This is a genomic window from Novosphingobium olei (assembly GCF_012927405.1).
Classification (GTDB): domain Bacteria; phylum Pseudomonadota; class Alphaproteobacteria; order Sphingomonadales; family Sphingomonadaceae; genus Novosphingobium; species Novosphingobium olei.
In genome coordinates, this window is sequence record NZ_JABBGM010000007.1 from 13,259 (window position 1) to 27,757 (window position 14,499).

The 14,499-nt window shown below is 63.3% G+C and carries 14 protein-coding genes; 7 read left to right on the forward strand and 7 right to left on the reverse strand.

Going from position 1 to position 14,499, the window contains the following annotated elements:
• Positions 1-13: 13 nt before the first annotated feature.
• The 4 genes from HHL27_RS15045 (at position 14) to HHL27_RS15060 (ending at position 3,672) form a co-directional block, all read left to right on the forward strand.
• Positions 14-370, forward strand: a complete 357-nt coding sequence (locus HHL27_RS15045; RefSeq protein ID WP_010890959.1) for a hypothetical protein — start codon at positions 14-16, stop codon at positions 368-370.
• A 108-nt stretch (positions 371-478) separates the two neighbouring features.
• Positions 479-2,920, forward strand: a complete 2,442-nt coding sequence (locus HHL27_RS15050) for a DEAD/DEAH box helicase (protein ID WP_010890960.1) — start codon at positions 479-481, stop codon at positions 2,918-2,920.
• A 105-nt stretch (positions 2,921-3,025) separates the two neighbouring features.
• Positions 3,026-3,241 carry a DUF5818 domain-containing protein gene (locus HHL27_RS15055; RefSeq protein WP_010890961.1) on the forward strand — a complete coding sequence of 72 codons (216 nt, stop codon included), beginning with the start codon at positions 3,026-3,028 and terminating at the stop codon, positions 3,239-3,241.
• A 245-nt stretch (positions 3,242-3,486) separates the two neighbouring features.
• Complete coding sequence (locus tag HHL27_RS15060; RefSeq protein WP_041551553.1) at positions 3,487-3,672, forward strand: hypothetical protein; 186 nt, start codon at positions 3,487-3,489, stop codon at positions 3,670-3,672.
• 2 nt (positions 3,673-3,674) lie between these two features.
• On the opposite strand, the gene HHL27_RS15065 is transcribed toward HHL27_RS15060, so the two are convergent.
• Positions 3,675-4,475 (reverse strand): GntR family transcriptional regulator, encoded by an 801-nt coding sequence (locus HHL27_RS15065; protein WP_010890963.1) that lies wholly within the window; start codon positions 4,473-4,475, stop codon positions 3,675-3,677.
• 157 nt (positions 4,476-4,632) lie between these two features.
• On the opposite strand from HHL27_RS15065, the gene HHL27_RS15070 reads away from it, so the two are divergent.
• Both HHL27_RS15070 and HHL27_RS15075 read left to right on the forward strand, forming a co-directional pair.
• Positions 4,633-5,295 (forward strand): FCD domain-containing protein, encoded by a 663-nt coding sequence (locus tag HHL27_RS15070; RefSeq protein ID WP_011906606.1) that lies wholly within the window; start codon positions 4,633-4,635, stop codon positions 5,293-5,295.
• Between the two features lie 128 nt (positions 5,296-5,423).
• Positions 5,424-5,621, forward strand: coding sequence for a hypothetical protein (locus HHL27_RS15075; protein WP_122129310.1), 198 nt, complete (start codon positions 5,424-5,426; stop codon positions 5,619-5,621).
• 4 nt (positions 5,622-5,625) lie between these two features.
• On the opposite strand, the gene HHL27_RS15080 is transcribed toward HHL27_RS15075, so the two are convergent.
• The gene (locus HHL27_RS15080; RefSeq protein ID WP_049759555.1) at positions 5,626-5,919 is read right to left on the reverse strand and encodes a hypothetical protein; all 294 of its coding nucleotides are present in this window, start codon (positions 5,917-5,919) and stop codon (positions 5,626-5,628) included.
• A gap of 142 nt (positions 5,920-6,061) precedes the next feature.
• Here HHL27_RS15080 and HHL27_RS15085 point away from each other — a divergent pair.
• Positions 6,062-7,008 (forward strand): IS630 family transposase gene (locus tag HHL27_RS15085; protein WP_086000218.1). Its coding sequence is split into 2 segments (ribosomal slippage): positions 6,062-6,398 and positions 6,398-7,008, totalling 948 coding nucleotides; the frame shifts between segments, so codons are not numbered across the junction.
• On the opposite strand, the gene HHL27_RS15090 is transcribed toward HHL27_RS15085, so the two are convergent.
• Genes HHL27_RS15090 through traN form a run of 5 tightly spaced genes read right to left on the reverse strand, consistent with a single transcriptional unit; the run spans position 6,980 to position 14,499 of the window.
• Positions 6,980-9,718: a conjugal transfer protein TraG N-terminal domain-containing protein gene (locus HHL27_RS15090; protein ID WP_010890969.1), complete on the reverse strand. Its 2,739-nt coding sequence runs from the start codon at positions 9,716-9,718 to the stop codon at positions 6,980-6,982. The two genes, HHL27_RS15085 and HHL27_RS15090, sit on opposite strands and share 29 nt — an antisense overlap.
• A gap of 12 nt (positions 9,719-9,730) precedes the next feature.
• Positions 9,731-11,185, reverse strand: coding sequence for a conjugal transfer protein TraH (locus tag HHL27_RS15095; RefSeq protein WP_010890970.1), 1,455 nt, complete (start codon positions 11,183-11,185; stop codon positions 9,731-9,733).
• Positions 11,185-11,997 carry a thioredoxin family protein gene (locus tag HHL27_RS15100; protein WP_010890971.1) on the reverse strand — a complete coding sequence of 271 codons (813 nt, stop codon included), beginning with the start codon at positions 11,995-11,997 and terminating at the stop codon, positions 11,185-11,187. The genes HHL27_RS15095 and HHL27_RS15100 overlap by 1 nt, the downstream gene beginning before the upstream one ends.
• Entirely contained in the window at positions 11,994-12,404 is a 411-nt protein-coding gene (locus HHL27_RS15105; protein ID WP_010890972.1) for a hypothetical protein, read from the reverse strand. The genes HHL27_RS15100 and HHL27_RS15105 overlap by 4 nt, the downstream gene beginning before the upstream one ends.
• Positions 12,385-14,499, reverse strand: a complete 2,115-nt coding sequence (gene traN / locus HHL27_RS15110; protein WP_010890973.1) for a conjugal transfer protein TraN — start codon at positions 14,497-14,499, stop codon at positions 12,385-12,387. Before traN ends, HHL27_RS15105 begins: the two co-directional genes overlap by 20 nt.

Sequence of the window (14,499 nt, forward strand, 5' to 3'; positions counted from 1 at the left end):
AAGGAGAATGATGATGAAGTGTACTCTCTATCTCGTCCTGCCGTTGCTTGCGGTAACGGCCACCCCTGCCCTCGCGGCGAATCCGAGCTCGCAGGAGCCGGCGGCGACCGCAGCGACCCCCGCCGCCGCGCAGCGGGCAACCGACAGGGAGGCCATGACCGAGCAGGTCCGGCAGAAGCTCGCGCGCCTGCGCGAAGCGCTCGAAGCGCGCAAAGGGGATGCCAAGGCCGGCGTGCCGCGCGCCCAGCATGAAGTGCAAGGCCTCTGTTCGGATTGCCCGGACGAGGACACGCACGCCCATCATCATTCCGTCAGCGAAGGGAGCGAAGTCGACTGCATCGAGTGTGTCGACCGCGCAGTCTACGCCTGATCGGGAAGGCGCGGTCCGGGTCACCTCCCACCGGGCCGCGCCGACCCGCTCATTCATTGTCGACCGGTTGGGCGCTGCCTTCGCCACGCACAAACCAGGAGAGATCCAATGCTCGCTACTGCCGATGCCCCGCCTACCTCCGTCGCCCGCAATAGGCGGCGCAAGGCGTTATGGCAGCCACGCGCTGACCAGACGCGCCTTGCAGCACGGGTCGCCGAGATCCTCAGAACCTCGAGCCATGCCTATCTTGAGGCCCCCACCGGATCGGGCAAGACCCTTACTATGGCGCTTATCGGCGAGCTCCGCGCAGAGGAGACCAAGGTCTACCTTGCGCATAGCGTTGATATCGTTGACCAGACTTCCCGTCAGTTTGATGCCTTCGCTGCCGCTGGCGTGATCTCCAACCGCGCGTCATGGCGTTGCACAACGTGGCAATCCTATCGCGAAGCAGTCCGGCGAGGCCGGCTCCAGGAACTCGTGGGCACGGCTTCGCCCGATCTGGTTTTTGTCGATGAATGCCACATCGGAGGCGGCGATGGGCCGGACAGCAATGTCTCCTTTCAGGCAATCCGCGCGACAGCAAGGAAAGTCGTCTGGGTTTCGGCAACTCCCTGGGACGTCAACGAGGCGGTACTTGGAGTTCGGGAGGGTTGCTCTGCGGTCCTGCGAATGCAGGAGGCGTTCAATCTCGAACTGCTCAATGCGACGGACATTGTCCGGATCGACTGCGGTCTCAGATTGCGAGCCGCGGTCGCACAGTTGGAAAAGAGCTCGGGGGCCGCCTTTTCGTCGCTTGCGAGGCAAAGCTTCGTAGTTGAGCAGGATTGTGCCGAGCTCGCCTATGATGACCTTTCTGGTCAGGTCGAAAAGTTGCTCGACCGCTCGTTGCGTCCATCTGACGTTTCGACCATTGTGCGCCATCGCATCCGCCTTCTCGCCGACGTCTATCTGCAGCGACATATGTCCGAACGCGCGATGTTCTGGCTGCCCAATCAGACCTATGCTCGTGAATGTGCGCAATACATCGCCGACCGGCTCCCGAGCGGGGAACGCGCCGAAGCCATCATCCATGATCCCGGCAATAGCGTCGCCGAAATGGAATACGGTATTGCGGCGCGAGAGGCGTTTGCCAGGGAGGACGGCTCGGTCAGGGTTGCTTGCGTCGTATTCCGGCTCCGCGAAGGGTTCGATTCACCGGGGCTGCGTCTGGGTTTCGATTGTTCGTGGTCGCCGCGCAATTTGCGCGCAACGGTTCAGAAGATCGGTCGGCTAACGCGCAAGGCCCCAGGCAAGCCGCGCAGTCAGTATTACTATGCGGTCGACGTTAAGACAGTCGCCGGGGCCCGAGCGAGCCAGTTATCCGAGGCCTTTCTCGGGGGGGTACAGGCCGCGCTTCGTGCGGACATACCCAGTGCGCAGTTCACAGCTGAGGCAATTATCGAGGCAGGTGCGATTGCCAACGCGATGAGCGGCAGCGTCGGCGGCGGGCCGCGCAGCTTCTGGTCGCAGGGCTCCTGGACGGGCGAAGCAATCACCCGCGCACATGTGCCGCTTTTCGAGTTCGACCAGGTTGCCGGATATGCCGAAGTCAGCCGAGCAACGCTCGATGCCGCTTTCCTCAAGCCGGACGAACAACTGGACGAGTCTGTTGTAGCCGAACTCGCGGAGCGTTTCCTGGAAGGGCTTGAGCAGGGCCAGCGCGCAGAAGACTATCCGCCTGCCGTGGTCAACGCTCTGCGGCGCTGCTGCACCAAACTGGATTCTCTCCATGATTTGATGTTTCATCGCCGTCTCAACCGGGCCACGCCTGCTCTTGCGACCAGGTGGGGCTGTGTTCTGTCGGATGTTGTACTCGACCGGATGGACCGGGACGATGCCATTGTCGCAGCGATCGAGGCAGGCAAACCGCGTCCGTCGCAAAGGACCTTTGAAGGGCAGCAGTTTTCTCGCGCTTTGATTGCAACTGGCCCCTACTTTCGGCCTGATCTCGCGGCACGCTTGGCCGTCTTGGGACAATATGAGCCGCAGCAGGACAGGCGCATGCGGCTGAAGCATGAAACCGACTTGAACATCGAGCGGATAGTCGGACTAATCGAACGCGGCGAAGAGCCACCTGCGCAAGGCACGGCCGACCGAAATCGGCTGAGTGGCTGGCTCTCGCCTTTTGGTTCAAAGACCCGTCCCGATGTGCGGGAGCGGATCGAGCGGGTCCGTCCCGACCTGATTCCGAAGGGGATTTCCTATGTCGAACGGGACGCCTCGCGCCGACAACGGCAGCTAGAGATGATTGCATGGGTGACACAACACAAGGCCCTTCCCCCTGCAAGCAGCGGCCTCGGCAAAATTTTGAAGGCCTGGGTCCAGAGGAATCCCTCATTCCTTGCCGCATTTCTGAAGGAACTAAAAAATGCTGCGCGCCCGGGAAAGATCGACGTCAAACTCAAGCCTCGGACAAACCGAAAGCGCAAGGCTAGGAAGCCCTTGGCCAGGAGCGGGACACGCTCGGCAATATCGCCTGTCGCCCAGCATTCGGCCGCGATGCCGCGATGACGCACATGCAACGCTGGAATTTGTCCGGCCGTTTGCTATGGACACCGACGTGTCCGCACAAGTGCTCCGGCACGCAATCTACCCAATTCGAACCCGATCCAGCACATGAACCTCCCTGCCCGCCGCACGGCCAACACCATAACCGGAACGATCGAGGCGGGACCGCGCGGACCGATCCTGCGCGATGCCGACGGCCTTGCCTGGCGGCTGCATTTTGGCGAGGAATCGGTGCCAGAAGGACTGGAGGGACAGGTCAGCGTGCGCGGCAAGATCGTACAGCCCGACCGGATCGACGTCGAGTTCTGCGCCGCGATTGATTGAATTCTCGGCTCGGCGCGCACGTGCAAACTGTACTCTACAGGTATCCATCGTCATGACGGGCCGGGAGCGGAATTAGCAGCCGATGTGATCTCGAGTAGTCGAAGCGCTGCGTGATAAGGGTGCCTACCTAAATTGCACCATTTCAGAGACATTATTCGGCAAATTTAACTTGGCGCAATATTGACAGATTCCCAAGTTTCAACAATCGTTTGCTTGGATTTTGGCTCGGGGGCGGCTTGATGCGAATGCAGCGACTGCTGATCGATCGAAGCACGCTTGACCTGATCACCTCAGATGCCCGGGACTTCCTCAATGTGCTGAACGCCGCCGGGCTATTGAAGGCATCGGCCCTGATGCAGGGCGTCCTCGAACAGCTCGCGTCGGACAGAAATCGCCTGCCCGAAGACAGTGACAAGACAGGTACAAACTAGGGCTATCTGAGGTTGGCGGCCGGAACTCCGAACGGGATCGTCCGGCCATCGGCGCCCGGCTCACGTGTGCCCTGACCAAAGAGCCTGCCCTCGAACTCGAAGGTCGGCGCGAACCGGACAATCGTCGCCGCCTCGCCCGCTTCGCGCCCGGCCAGGTCTTCAATCGCCGCCAACACCGCCTCGCGCGACGAGTAGATGTCCTCGCGCATCAGCAGCCGCGCCATCGAGCCCGATCGCTCGGCGATGGCGGACGCGATCTTCTGGTGCATGCGGAACGACTGTTCGGCATCTTCGGCGCGCTGTGACCAGACGATCCGGCGGTGAAGCGCATTGGGAAGCACCATGCGCGCCATCTCCGGCATTTGCGGGATGCGCGACATGCGCATGATCTCGACGTGGAACCTGAGGTTCTCGATGACCACGCGCTCGAGTGAATCCGGACCCTCGGGCGTCGCTTCCCGGGCTTCGGCGGCGAGCGCGGCAAGCAGAGAGATCTCGGCATCGCTGGCCCGCTCAGCCGCGCGAAACGCAGCGAGGCCTTCGAAATTGGCGCGCATCTCGAACAGGTCCTCGACCTCTTCGCGGCCCCAGGTGCGCACGGTAAATTCGCTCCGGCCCTGGCGGGTCAGGTAGCCTTCGTGAGCTAGAGCACTCAGCACTTCGGCGACCCCGGCCGGGCGGCAATCGTAGACTTCGCCAACCTCGGCCTTGCTGATCGACTGCCCCGGAAGGTAGCGCGCAGACAGCACCCCGAACCTCAATTCGAGGAACATGAGTTCAGAAAGGGACTGTGCTCTGGTCAATCGACCTCCCTCATGGGTGAGTTCTGGCTCACCGCATTGTTTCGTACTTCCTAGCACAACATCGTTTTGATTTCCGAATCCGGGAGCTTCGCATTATCCCCATTTGGTCGTCGTTCGGGTTTTTGGGGCAGCAGTGGCCAAAGCAAAATTGCCAGTCATGACAACGATTGCCTGCCCGGCGCAGATGATCTTTGCCGTGCTGCGCGAGCCCCGCAAGCGGCGGCGCTATGACAGCGCGGTCGATATTCCCGGCCTTCAGGGTCGCGATCCCGCCGAGGCAGAGCGCCTGGCACTTGAACTCACCGATCTTGGCCTCATTGCGCGTGACCATGGCCGCTACACCATCATCGACTGGAGCGTTGACCGGATCTCCGAGCACCTGGCTCTGGCCGGTGCGATCCAGGCCTTGGCGGCAGCCGAGGTAGCCGCTTGTCACGGAAAGACGGATTTCAGCCATCTCGAGGCGCTGAATTCGGCGCTCAAGGCCTATGACGACATGGATGCGGCAAACCTGCTCCAAGGGGCCTACATCGATTATCAGTGGCACCTCGAACTCGTCCGTCTGAGCGGTAATCGGGCGGCGCTTGCGGCTTATGGCAAGGCGGTTCCGCCGGCGGTGTGGATTGCAGGCGCCAACTACTTCCAGCTCGACGAAGCGCGCAGTTCCTTGGTCGAGCACGACCGTCTGGTCGCCTACATGAAGGCGGGCGATACCCTGCGCGCGCGTGATGCGGTCTCGTTCCATGTCGAGGAAGCCGCCACGCAGATCCGTCGCGCCGGCACGGCAAGGATTGAGAGCTATCCGAGCAAAGGGACCTGACCTCCAGCGCCGCAGCGCTGCGAGGAAAGGGGGTTCTAGGCTTGTGCGGAGGGCTCGACCTGTTGCTGGCACATGATTGAAAATCCAGTCTGTTTGGGGTAATCATGGCCAGGGCGAGGAGACCCTCGATGGACCATGATCGCTACGGACTGGATGGAATGCCAATCTCTTGTCGCGGGGCCGACTGCGACCCTGTGACAGGCATTGCTTTTCCCAAGACTCCAACGTCTGAGAATGGCGGCATTCCGCATCTCAGAGTTATCTTGGCTTTGATGATGATCGCGTTTGTCGGCTTCTTCGCATGGCAGACCCATATGCTTGGCTAAGCGATCAAGTCCGCCTCCGAGCGACATGCAGGTGGTCGCGCTCGGGCTTGTCCGGGAAGCGTTCGAACTGAACAGCATATCCGTCGCCAAGCCGTGACCGGACCTGTGATGCCAAGCGTTCGCCCTGCTCGTCGGAGATGTTGTTGCCTCTAAAATCCAGGGCGCGGTCGTCATAATGTGCCGACCCGGCCATGTGCTGGGTGCTGTCATTTCCCGAGGTCACCACCGGGGTTGGCAGACCGAGCGAGCGGGCTTCCTCAGCCACCGCCCCCATCGCGGCAACCAGGTCCCCATCCATATGCCCAAGCCTTGCCCCCGGCTTGACCTTGATGCCAAGGTCGCGCGCTAGAGCGGTTTTCGACCGCTTTGAGTCGGCATGGGATTCCCGTCGGCTGAGATTTCTGATTCAGAATCCATGCTGGTGAAGGAGGCCGGCATGGATGGGTCACGGTCTTTCGATGGATTTGCGGGTCCGGCTTCTGGCTGCGGTTGACGGTGGGCTGAGTTGCCGAGCGGCGGCAGCGCGGTTTGGCGTCGCCCCTTCGACGGCGATCCGGTGGCATGCGCAGCGGCGTGCCACCGGTGACTTTGCTCCCAGGCCTCAAGGTGGCGACATGCGCTCGCGCCGGGTGGAGGAGCGATCTGCCGACATTCTGGCACTTTGGGAGGCGCGCAAGGACATCTCGCTGGAGGAGTTGCGCATCGCCTTGGCTGAGGTTGGCCTGACCGTCTCGGTTGCCGGGCTGCATCGCTTCTTCGTGCGCCGGGGCATGACGCGCAAAAAAAGACTGGCCATGCTGTCGAGCAGGACCGTCCCGACGTCCTGAAGCAGCGTCACCACTGGTTCGACGGCCAGATCGATCTGGAACCCGAGCGCCTGGTCTTTATCGACGAGACGTGGACCGCCACCAACATGACCCGCAGCCATGGCCGTTGCGCCAAGGGTGAGCGGCTGCGGATGGGCTACCCACATGGTCATCGCAAGACCACCACGCTGGTTGCAGGCCTGCGGATGACCGGCATGGTCGCGCCGATGGTGCTGGACGGGCCGATCAACGGTGACTGGTTCGAAGCCTACGTGGCGCAGGTTCTCGTGCCCGAACTGCGGCCCGGTGACGTCGTCATCATGGACAACCTGTCGAGCCACAAGCGCCCCGCAGTCCGCGACCGGATCGAGGCGGCAGGAGCAACACTGCGCTTCCTCCCGCCCTACAGCCCCGACTTCAACCCGATCGAGAAGGCCTTCTCCCGGCTCAAGGCCATGCTCCGAAAAGCAGGCGAACGAACCGTCAGCGGCCTGTGGGACCTCATCGGCAAGCTCGTCGACATCTTCCGGCCCGCCGAATGCGCCAACTACTTCAGTTCATGCGGATATGATCCAGACTGATCGAAAATCGCTCTAGCGCGGCGCCATCGACCGGACCATTGGGCACCGCAAGCAGTGTGCCGCCTTCGAGCGGCGAAGGCACCAGCCCCTCTGCGCGGGGGGATGGAAGCGAAGGGGTTTGCGGCATGCCGAGATCGGTATTGGTCCCCAGCGATCCATTGCCTGCGATCCCGGCGATGTCGCTGAGCTCGTCGATCCGGTGAGCGCGCAAGTCGCCCATCAGGTCGTCCATGATATATGTGATGGCCTGGTCGCGCCGCGTCACATCCCGATAGTCGAGCCGCGGATTGGAAAGATCGGGCAAGTGCCACTCGGGGTGTTCGCGCTGCAGGGCCTCATAGCGGTCCTGGATCAGGTTCGACATATCGCTCGAAATCTGGAAGCCGTGGCTTTCGGCGTAGCTCGCTTCGGACATCATTCGGCTGCCTATCTCGCGATAGCGAGCAGCAGCGGCGCGCCGTTCCTCGGCCTCAGCGACACGCCAATCACTTCCATCGGTGGTGGTGTGCGAGCGGCTATGGTCAGTGTAGTCCGAGCTCTGGCTGTAGGTGCCCGAAGACTGGATATCGCCGCTCGACCCGCTGACCACCATGCGATCGCTCGTCTCGTCGGATTTGTCGGTGCCGCGCGTGGTCTGGTTCGTTGCTGAACGCTCGGTGCCGGCACGAGCATCGTCGCCCACCTCTTTCCGACCGAAAATGGAGCCCTGCAGCGTTGCTGAGGCGCCACTTCCCGCAATGTCTTTGCCAGGCGTTCCCAGCGTTCCAGATCCAGTAAGGCTCGCGGACGAGCCAAAAGTGCGGCTCGCAAAATCACCGGACGAACGTGAATTGCCCTCGCGCAGGATAAGATCATTGTTCGTGACATCACGGGTCGAGCTGCCCTTGGCCTGTTCGACGACGACGTTGCCGCCGACATTGTGAGTGTCCGATGCGCGCGATCCGCTTTCGCGCCGGGCTCCTGTCACGTCGCTGGTCGCGGTGACCGCGCTGCCGAACTGGCCCTTCGAGCTGGTCCAGCTGCTCGAGGTGCCGTTCTCGATCTTGTCGGCCTCGTTGAGATACCATTGGCCCTGGGATCTGAGGTCCGTCGCATAGCCCCGCGTCATGGTGGGCTTGAAGGGCAACTGGGACATCGCCGCATTGGTGTCGATCACCGAATGGCCCGAGCCATATTCGTTGAACATGCGCCCGTCCGCTTCGCGGAAGCCCGAGTGGCCCGCGCCTGCCAGGAGGTTGGGGGCCTGATTCCACTGCGACATCTGCCGATTGTCCGCGTTGAGATTGCCATAGCTGACATCGCCATAGGCATAGTTGCCGGTGGTCCGCTCGATCGCCGCGGCATCCGAGCCAGCCTGGACCGGGGCGAGCATCGAGCCAAGGTTGTTGGCGACCGACATGGTGCCGCGCATGACCATCAGCGCGAGCATCGGCACGGAGAGCATCAGGAACCCCGCCATCGTGGCGATGTCCTGATTAACCGCATCGATTCCCGCCCAGTTGGCGAGGTTCACGCTGCCTGCTGAAACCGCTGCGGTCTGGGAGGCCAGGCGGTCCATGATGAACGAGTGGATGAGAACGTAGATCGGTCCCCAGGCCGAGAGGTAGAAGAAGCCCGAGAAGTAGCCCTTCAGGGTCGCGATGCCGGTGCGCGGGAACAACAGCAGCGGGAAGACGATCGGGAACAGAGCGTAAAAGACCACGGTCAGGACCACGCCAAGCACCGGAATCCAGATGAGCCCCTGCTCGGCTGCCGTCGTCATCGCGTTGCGGGTCTGGGTGTCCGCGCGCTGGAGCGCGAAGGAATCGGCATCGGCATTGCCGAAGTCGAGCTGGGCGGCCTCGAAAGCGTCGACCATGCTCTTCTGCTTGAAGAACTGGTTACGCGTCATCGCGGTGCCGGTGAGCAATTGCGAGACCGCCGGCACGTCGGCGGCGAGCTTTGCCCCTGCCGCGGCCTCGGTGAGCTTGGGGTACATCGTATGCGCAAATGGCAGCGCATAGGCGTTGATCTGGTTGTCCCACTGGTTGTTGATCAGCGTCCAGGCCTGCGCACAGGTCTTGCCCTCGATATCGACCGTGCCGGTGCCGGTATCGGTCAGGTACTTCATGCCGCGGTTGGTTGCGGCATTGACCCCGAGTTCGGCCCAGAGGTCGGGCGCTTCGCTCAGCAGCTTGAGGCTCTTGGTGCCAAGCAGGATGTCGTAATAGGCGCACTGCTTGAGGTAGCCGTCGAGGTTGGCCTTGAACACGGGATCACGGATCTCGAACCCGCGCGCCTTGTCCCACATCCGCGCGCCGTAAACGAAGCCGCCGGTCGAGTAATTGAGCGCAGCAGGCATGACGAAGACTGTCTCGGCCGTGCGGGTCAGGTAGTCGCTGATCTGGCTGGTGAACGAGGCCATGGCTGCGAGCCCGATCGGCACGTTGGCGACCGTGGCGGGCGCAAGCCCGGGATTGACACGGTCGGTGACCTTCACCGTCACCGTCGGGACCATCAACACGGTGTAGATCAGCGTCGACTGGATGAACCAGCGAAACCACGCGCGCCAGTCGAGGTCCATCGCGGTAATGAGGAGCGCGTAGATCAGCCCCATCACCATGACGACGCGGATCAGCGACTTGAACCCGCCCGAGCCGGTCCAGGCGGCGATCGCGTTGAAGGTGTTGACGAGGTAGTCGCCGCCCCCGACCGTGAAGACCTCGAGCATCTCCGCCGCCCCTTACTGGACCTGGCTGCCGAGCGTGCGCGAAAAGCGCAGCGCGGCCGACATCTGGGGCGAGAGCTGGGTACGCAGGGTCTTTTCGAGCATCTGCGTGCGCTGGATCAGCGCAAAGGTCTGGTCGAAGCGCTGCGAGGTGCGCGCCGCGATCCCGAGGAAATTGCGCCGGGTCTCGTAAAGCCCCTCGCGCCATTCGCGTAAGCTATCCGCATCAGCCCCGTTGAAGTCCGAACGCGCGTTCACTGCCATGTCGATGAACCGCATGGTCATGGTGGTGACGAGATCGACCGCGACTATTTCGGAAAGGTCGTTGATCTCCTGCGCGGAGATGCCGAACTCGGCCGCTGCGCTCACGGTGATGATCTTGTAGACCGGCACGCTCGCCATGCCGAGGAGCTGGATCTCGGCCGGGGTCAACGAGGCGCCGGGATCGCGCACTTTCAAGGCCATGCTCTCGATCAGCGTGCGCACCCGCGCCTTGATCGCTGCATTAGGCCCGATCACCATGTCGATCTCGCTCGGCGCCATGCACTTGGCGCTATCGCCGCCGCAGCTCCAGTATTTGTGCGGGGTGGAAGAGGTGCCGTCGAGCATGGCGCTGATCAGCGCCGGGTCGGCCGGGCCGATGAACTGGACCCTCGGCTTGCCGCCATTACCGGCCGGATCGTAGATCACGGTCCCGACGAGGGTCATCAGGAACTCGCGGAACTGGGTGTCGAACCCACCGTATTTCTTGCCCAATGCCGCCCAGGTGTAATTGTTGGGCATCCCGGCCTGTTCCTTCATGTCCGGGTCGGAATTGGCGCTTTTCAAGGCTTCGCGCTGGCCGCCGTTGTTGCACTGCTGGCGCGCGCGGGCCCAGTCGGAGACCGCGCCCTGACTGTTGGCGATCGCCTCGCAGATGACCGAACTCGCCGTATCGCTCTTCGGCCAGAGGCCGCCGACCAGCGCCTGCGCGGTCTCGCAGGACGAGATGTTCATCTGGTTCATCTGCTGAACCTTCTGCGCCAGCTCATCCATGACCTTGCCGATCTCGGGCGAGATCGTGTCGATCGCGAGTTTGAAGGCAAAGCCGAGCGCGTTGTTCGCGGTCGCTTTCAGCATGGCGACAAGTTCGGCGGTGTTGATGAACGAGAACGACCCGGCAAAGAGGTCGATGCCGCCGCACCCGGCGCGCGCGTGGGGCAACTGGAGGTTGAAGGGCTGGATGTTCTTTTGCGGGAAGCGCGACCAGACCGAGCCCATCGAATAATAGCCCGCCGACTGGCCCTGGTAGGCGCTGGGACCGGTGACATTGGCCTGGACGCCCATGTCGGACATGAAGCTCTGCATCTCGCCTTCGACCCCGGCCGAGGCGGGTGTGGGCGAAGCGAGCAGAACCGCGGCACCGAGGACTGTGCCAAGTGCGCGGCGCGAGGCTCCATGGAGGCGGCGGGCGAAGCGACGGGCGCGCATCAGTAGTCGCTCCCCACCTTGACCTGCGTCAGCTGGAAGACGCGGTCCATGATCTCGTCCTGGCTGAGGATTCCGTAGCCGATCGGCATCGGCTGCTTGGTGACTGAATCGAACAGCACCAGCGCGGGCACCTGGCGGTCGGTGCCAAGCCCGAGCTTCTCGTATTGCCCGCTGTCGACCATGTAGCCGGGGAAGGTCGAGGAAGGTCCGCCATCGGTGGAGACCGCGAGCACCGCGAGGCCGTACTTGTCCGAGACGGCTTTGAGGATCGGCGAGAAGATGTCGCAGGCGCCGCAGCTCGAGGCGAAGAAGTAGAACACCCCGTAGCGCTGCGAGAGATTGGCCATGACCCGGTCGCGGTCGGTCTTGCGCTCGTCGATCCAGGCGCGCTTGCCGAGCGTCGAGACCGGGCGCTGCAGCGTGTAGTCGAGCCCGGGATCCTGCCACAGCGCGCGCTGCCAGACGTCGGCGAACATCGAGGAGCGGTCGAGCTGTTCGCGCTGGAAGCGGACATAGGCGGTGACGTTCTCCGGGCTCGGCTCGAGGATCGCGCGCGCCTTCAGTTCTTCAAGCTGGGTCCCGATTGCGGCCAGTCGCTCGCGCGCTGGTGGCTGCGCAGCAGCAGCTTTGCGCGGCTCCTCCTTGGGCTTCTCGCAGTAGAACCAGGTGCCGAGCTTCCTCTCCTTGCAGTAGAGCGCGTCCTCGGACTGCCGCACCTCGACACCGTCGCCCTCGGAGGCGCGCAGCGGTGCGGTCCCGGTAAGCGCGACGCTGGAGGCGGCAAGCAGGGCAATGCATTGGCGGTGGTTCATGATCCGCTCCTCTCGAATTCCTTGATCAGTGACATGAAGACGCCGAGGTCGAGCAGCCGGCGGCCGCCATCGAGCAGGCGTACAAGCGCGCAGTAGAAGCCGGACAGCGCCTCGCTCCCGGCATCGGCGATCGTGTAGGTTCCGGCCTCAAGTCGCGCCCATCCCCGCCGGACGATGGCATCGAGCTGCGCGCTGAGGCTGCGCGCGCGAACCGGGTGGTCGAACCAGGCCGAGATTTCGGCAGCGATCCCGCGCGCGGTCAGCGGCCCCTTGCGAGCGAGCGCCATGCCGACGCAGAACTCCAGCACGGTCAGATCGGGGGCTGCGGCGTAGGCCCCGAACGCGACCACGCGCGCGCCGCTTTCGGGCACAGGATTCGTGGCGGGCTCAGGGCTTGTGCGCGGCATAATAGGCCTCGATCTTTGCCTGGATTTCGATGAGCGTGGCGGCTTCGTCGGGGAGCTTCGCCGCATCGACGAACTCCGCGTAGATTTCGGAAAAATCCATCACCGAGAGGTCGAGCTGCTGGAACTCGAAAATGGTGAAGCCGTCGCAGACGGGCTTCTTCGGCGTTCCCCATGTCTTGCCGATCTGGGGCCGGCCCTGCTCCTGGAGGATCCGACTGATCTTCGAGAGGAAGCAGCAATAGACATCGCGCTTGGAAAGACAGATGCCAAGGAAGCTCGACGAGCAGTAAGTGCCAATCTTGTGGCAGAGCCCTGCATCGTCCTTCTGATCGAGCAGCACCTCGGCCGGGCTGCACAGCAGCGGAACGAGGAGCGGGACGCCCTTCCCCGAGCAGCAGTTGGCGAGACCGAAGACCTTGTGCGCACAACTCTCGGCGGTGCCCTTGAACAGCGTCAGCGTGCTTTCGTCGAACTCGGAATTGGCCTGTCCGAGCGCGTTCAGCGCCACGACCGCGTCCTTGAACTCGTCGGAGGCCTCGCGAACGATCGGCTCGCAGTCGCCATTGACGCAGTAGACGTCGTCCCCGCAGATGTACTGCGCAGGCTGGCTCGTCGATCCCGGGATCGGGCACTTGTAGACACGCTCGGCGACCTTGCACGAACCATCTCCGCTGGGCGGATCGTCGAGACAGGTCTCGTGGTCGAACATGCAGCCGGGGGTTGCATCGAGCTTGCCGCAGTCGTTGCCGCCGCCCACCACGGTCTGGCACTGGTAGGTCTTCGCCGTCTCCCAGCAGGCCCGCGTGACCGGCACGCCATCGATCAGGCGGGTTTCATTGGGGGCAGTGCAGGTCTCGGCAGCGAGGGTGCAGGTGCCAAGATCGACCGAGCAGGCATTGTCGGTCCAGACTTGGGTGAACCACTTCGATACCGAGCTTTCGGGCACGATGCCGGCGACATTGGTGCTGCACGAATAGACCGCTTCTAGCGAAGCGGGCTCAAGGCAAGTGAGGTAGCCCCCTCCCCCGAACGGATCGCCGATGAAATCCCAGGTCTTGCAGAGCTGGCGGTCGGTGAGGCCTGCCGCGGAGGCGGTGGTTTGGGTACAGCTCGGCTCCGCCGATATCGCCCCGCACTGCTGAAGCCCGCTCACATATTGGACGGGAAAACCCGTCACGGGATCAAAGGTCAGCGCATCGGTGATCCCTTCGTTGTTGCAGCGATAGACGTTGCTCACGACCTGGAAGGCGTCCGCCGGCGGCGGTTTGGCCACCGTGCCCATGAGGTAGACGTTGGGATCACTGACGCCTGCGTCGCAGTCGTAGTAGTCGACCGTGAGGTTATAGTCGGGAACAGGGAAGGTCCCGGTCTTGCGGCACAGGGCGTTGCCCTCAAGCGAGGCGCAGCCCGGAAAGCCAGGGGCCGTGACGCAGAGGTACTGGTAGAGCGTCTCGTTCCATGGCGCGACGGTGAGACTGCGGGTGCAGGTCTTGGGCTGTTCGACCACGCTCGAGCCGACATTGCAGGTCCATTCGGCAGTGTTGGTGGTCCCCGGACTCGGCGGCAGCGGGACGCAATTGCCGGTCGACCCGTCCGCGCTCATGCCAGACAAGTAGGCATTGGGATCGTCGGTCACGGTGTTGGCGCGGGACAGGTCGGCGCGGGTGACATCGACGGTCGGCCGCGTGGTCGAATTGGCGGTGCGGTAGGCATTGCTATTCACGCCGGCCGCCGCCCCATCGGCGTACATGTTGCCGGGATTGTCGTAATACTGGGTGAGTCCGGGATATTCCGCCTGATACCCCGGTATCTGCCCGGCCGCACCCGGGGCATCGGTGATCCCCTGGTAGGCGCCGCGCACGCTCGATCCGGTCGCCCGAGCCTCGGCCTTGGCCTCGTCCACGGTCATGGTGGCAGGCGCGGAAGGAGGCGGCGGGGCGGGAGCGGGCACGCCGGGATCAATCGCGGGCGGGAGCGGCGGTTGCGGCTCGACCAGATCGTCGGGCGGGGGGATGTAGACCTGTCCTTGTGCGCCGGCCGCGGCGAGCAGCACCATCCCGGCAAGCGCAAATCCAGCAAGGCGCGGCGCGCGCAT

Coding starts and splice junctions, on each gene's coding strand:
- HHL27_RS15095 (WP_010890970.1), bottom strand. CDS start 11,185: ATGCGCGCCCGTCGCTTCGCCCGCCGCCTCCATGGAGCCTCGCGCCGC.
- HHL27_RS15105 (WP_010890972.1), bottom strand. CDS start 12,404: ATGCCGCGCACAAGCCCTGAGCCCGCCACGAATCCTGTGCCCGAAAGC.
- HHL27_RS15060 (WP_041551553.1), top strand. CDS start 3,487: ATGCAGCGACTGCTGATCGATCGAAGCACGCTTGACCTGATCACCTCA.
- traN (WP_010890973.1), bottom strand. CDS start 14,499: ATGCGCGCGCCGCGCCTTGCTGGATTTGCGCTTGCCGGGATGGTGCTG.
- HHL27_RS15075 (WP_122129310.1), top strand. CDS start 5,424: ATGGACCATGATCGCTACGGACTGGATGGAATGCCAATCTCTTGTCGC.
- HHL27_RS15080 (WP_049759555.1), bottom strand. CDS start 5,919: ATGGATGGGGACCTGGTTGCCGCGATGGGGGCGGTGGCTGAGGAAGCC.
- HHL27_RS15045 (WP_010890959.1), top strand. CDS start 14: ATGAAGTGTACTCTCTATCTCGTCCTGCCGTTGCTTGCGGTAACGGCC.
- HHL27_RS15100 (WP_010890971.1), bottom strand. CDS start 11,997: ATGAACCACCGCCAATGCATTGCCCTGCTTGCCGCCTCCAGCGTCGCG.
- HHL27_RS15055 (WP_010890961.1), top strand. CDS start 3,026: ATGAACCTCCCTGCCCGCCGCACGGCCAACACCATAACCGGAACGATC.
- HHL27_RS15070 (WP_011906606.1), top strand. CDS start 4,633: ATGACAACGATTGCCTGCCCGGCGCAGATGATCTTTGCCGTGCTGCGC.
- HHL27_RS15050 (WP_010890960.1), top strand. CDS start 479: ATGCTCGCTACTGCCGATGCCCCGCCTACCTCCGTCGCCCGCAATAGG.
- HHL27_RS15090 (WP_010890969.1), bottom strand. CDS start 9,718: ATGCTCGAGGTCTTCACGGTCGGGGGCGGCGACTACCTCGTCAACACC.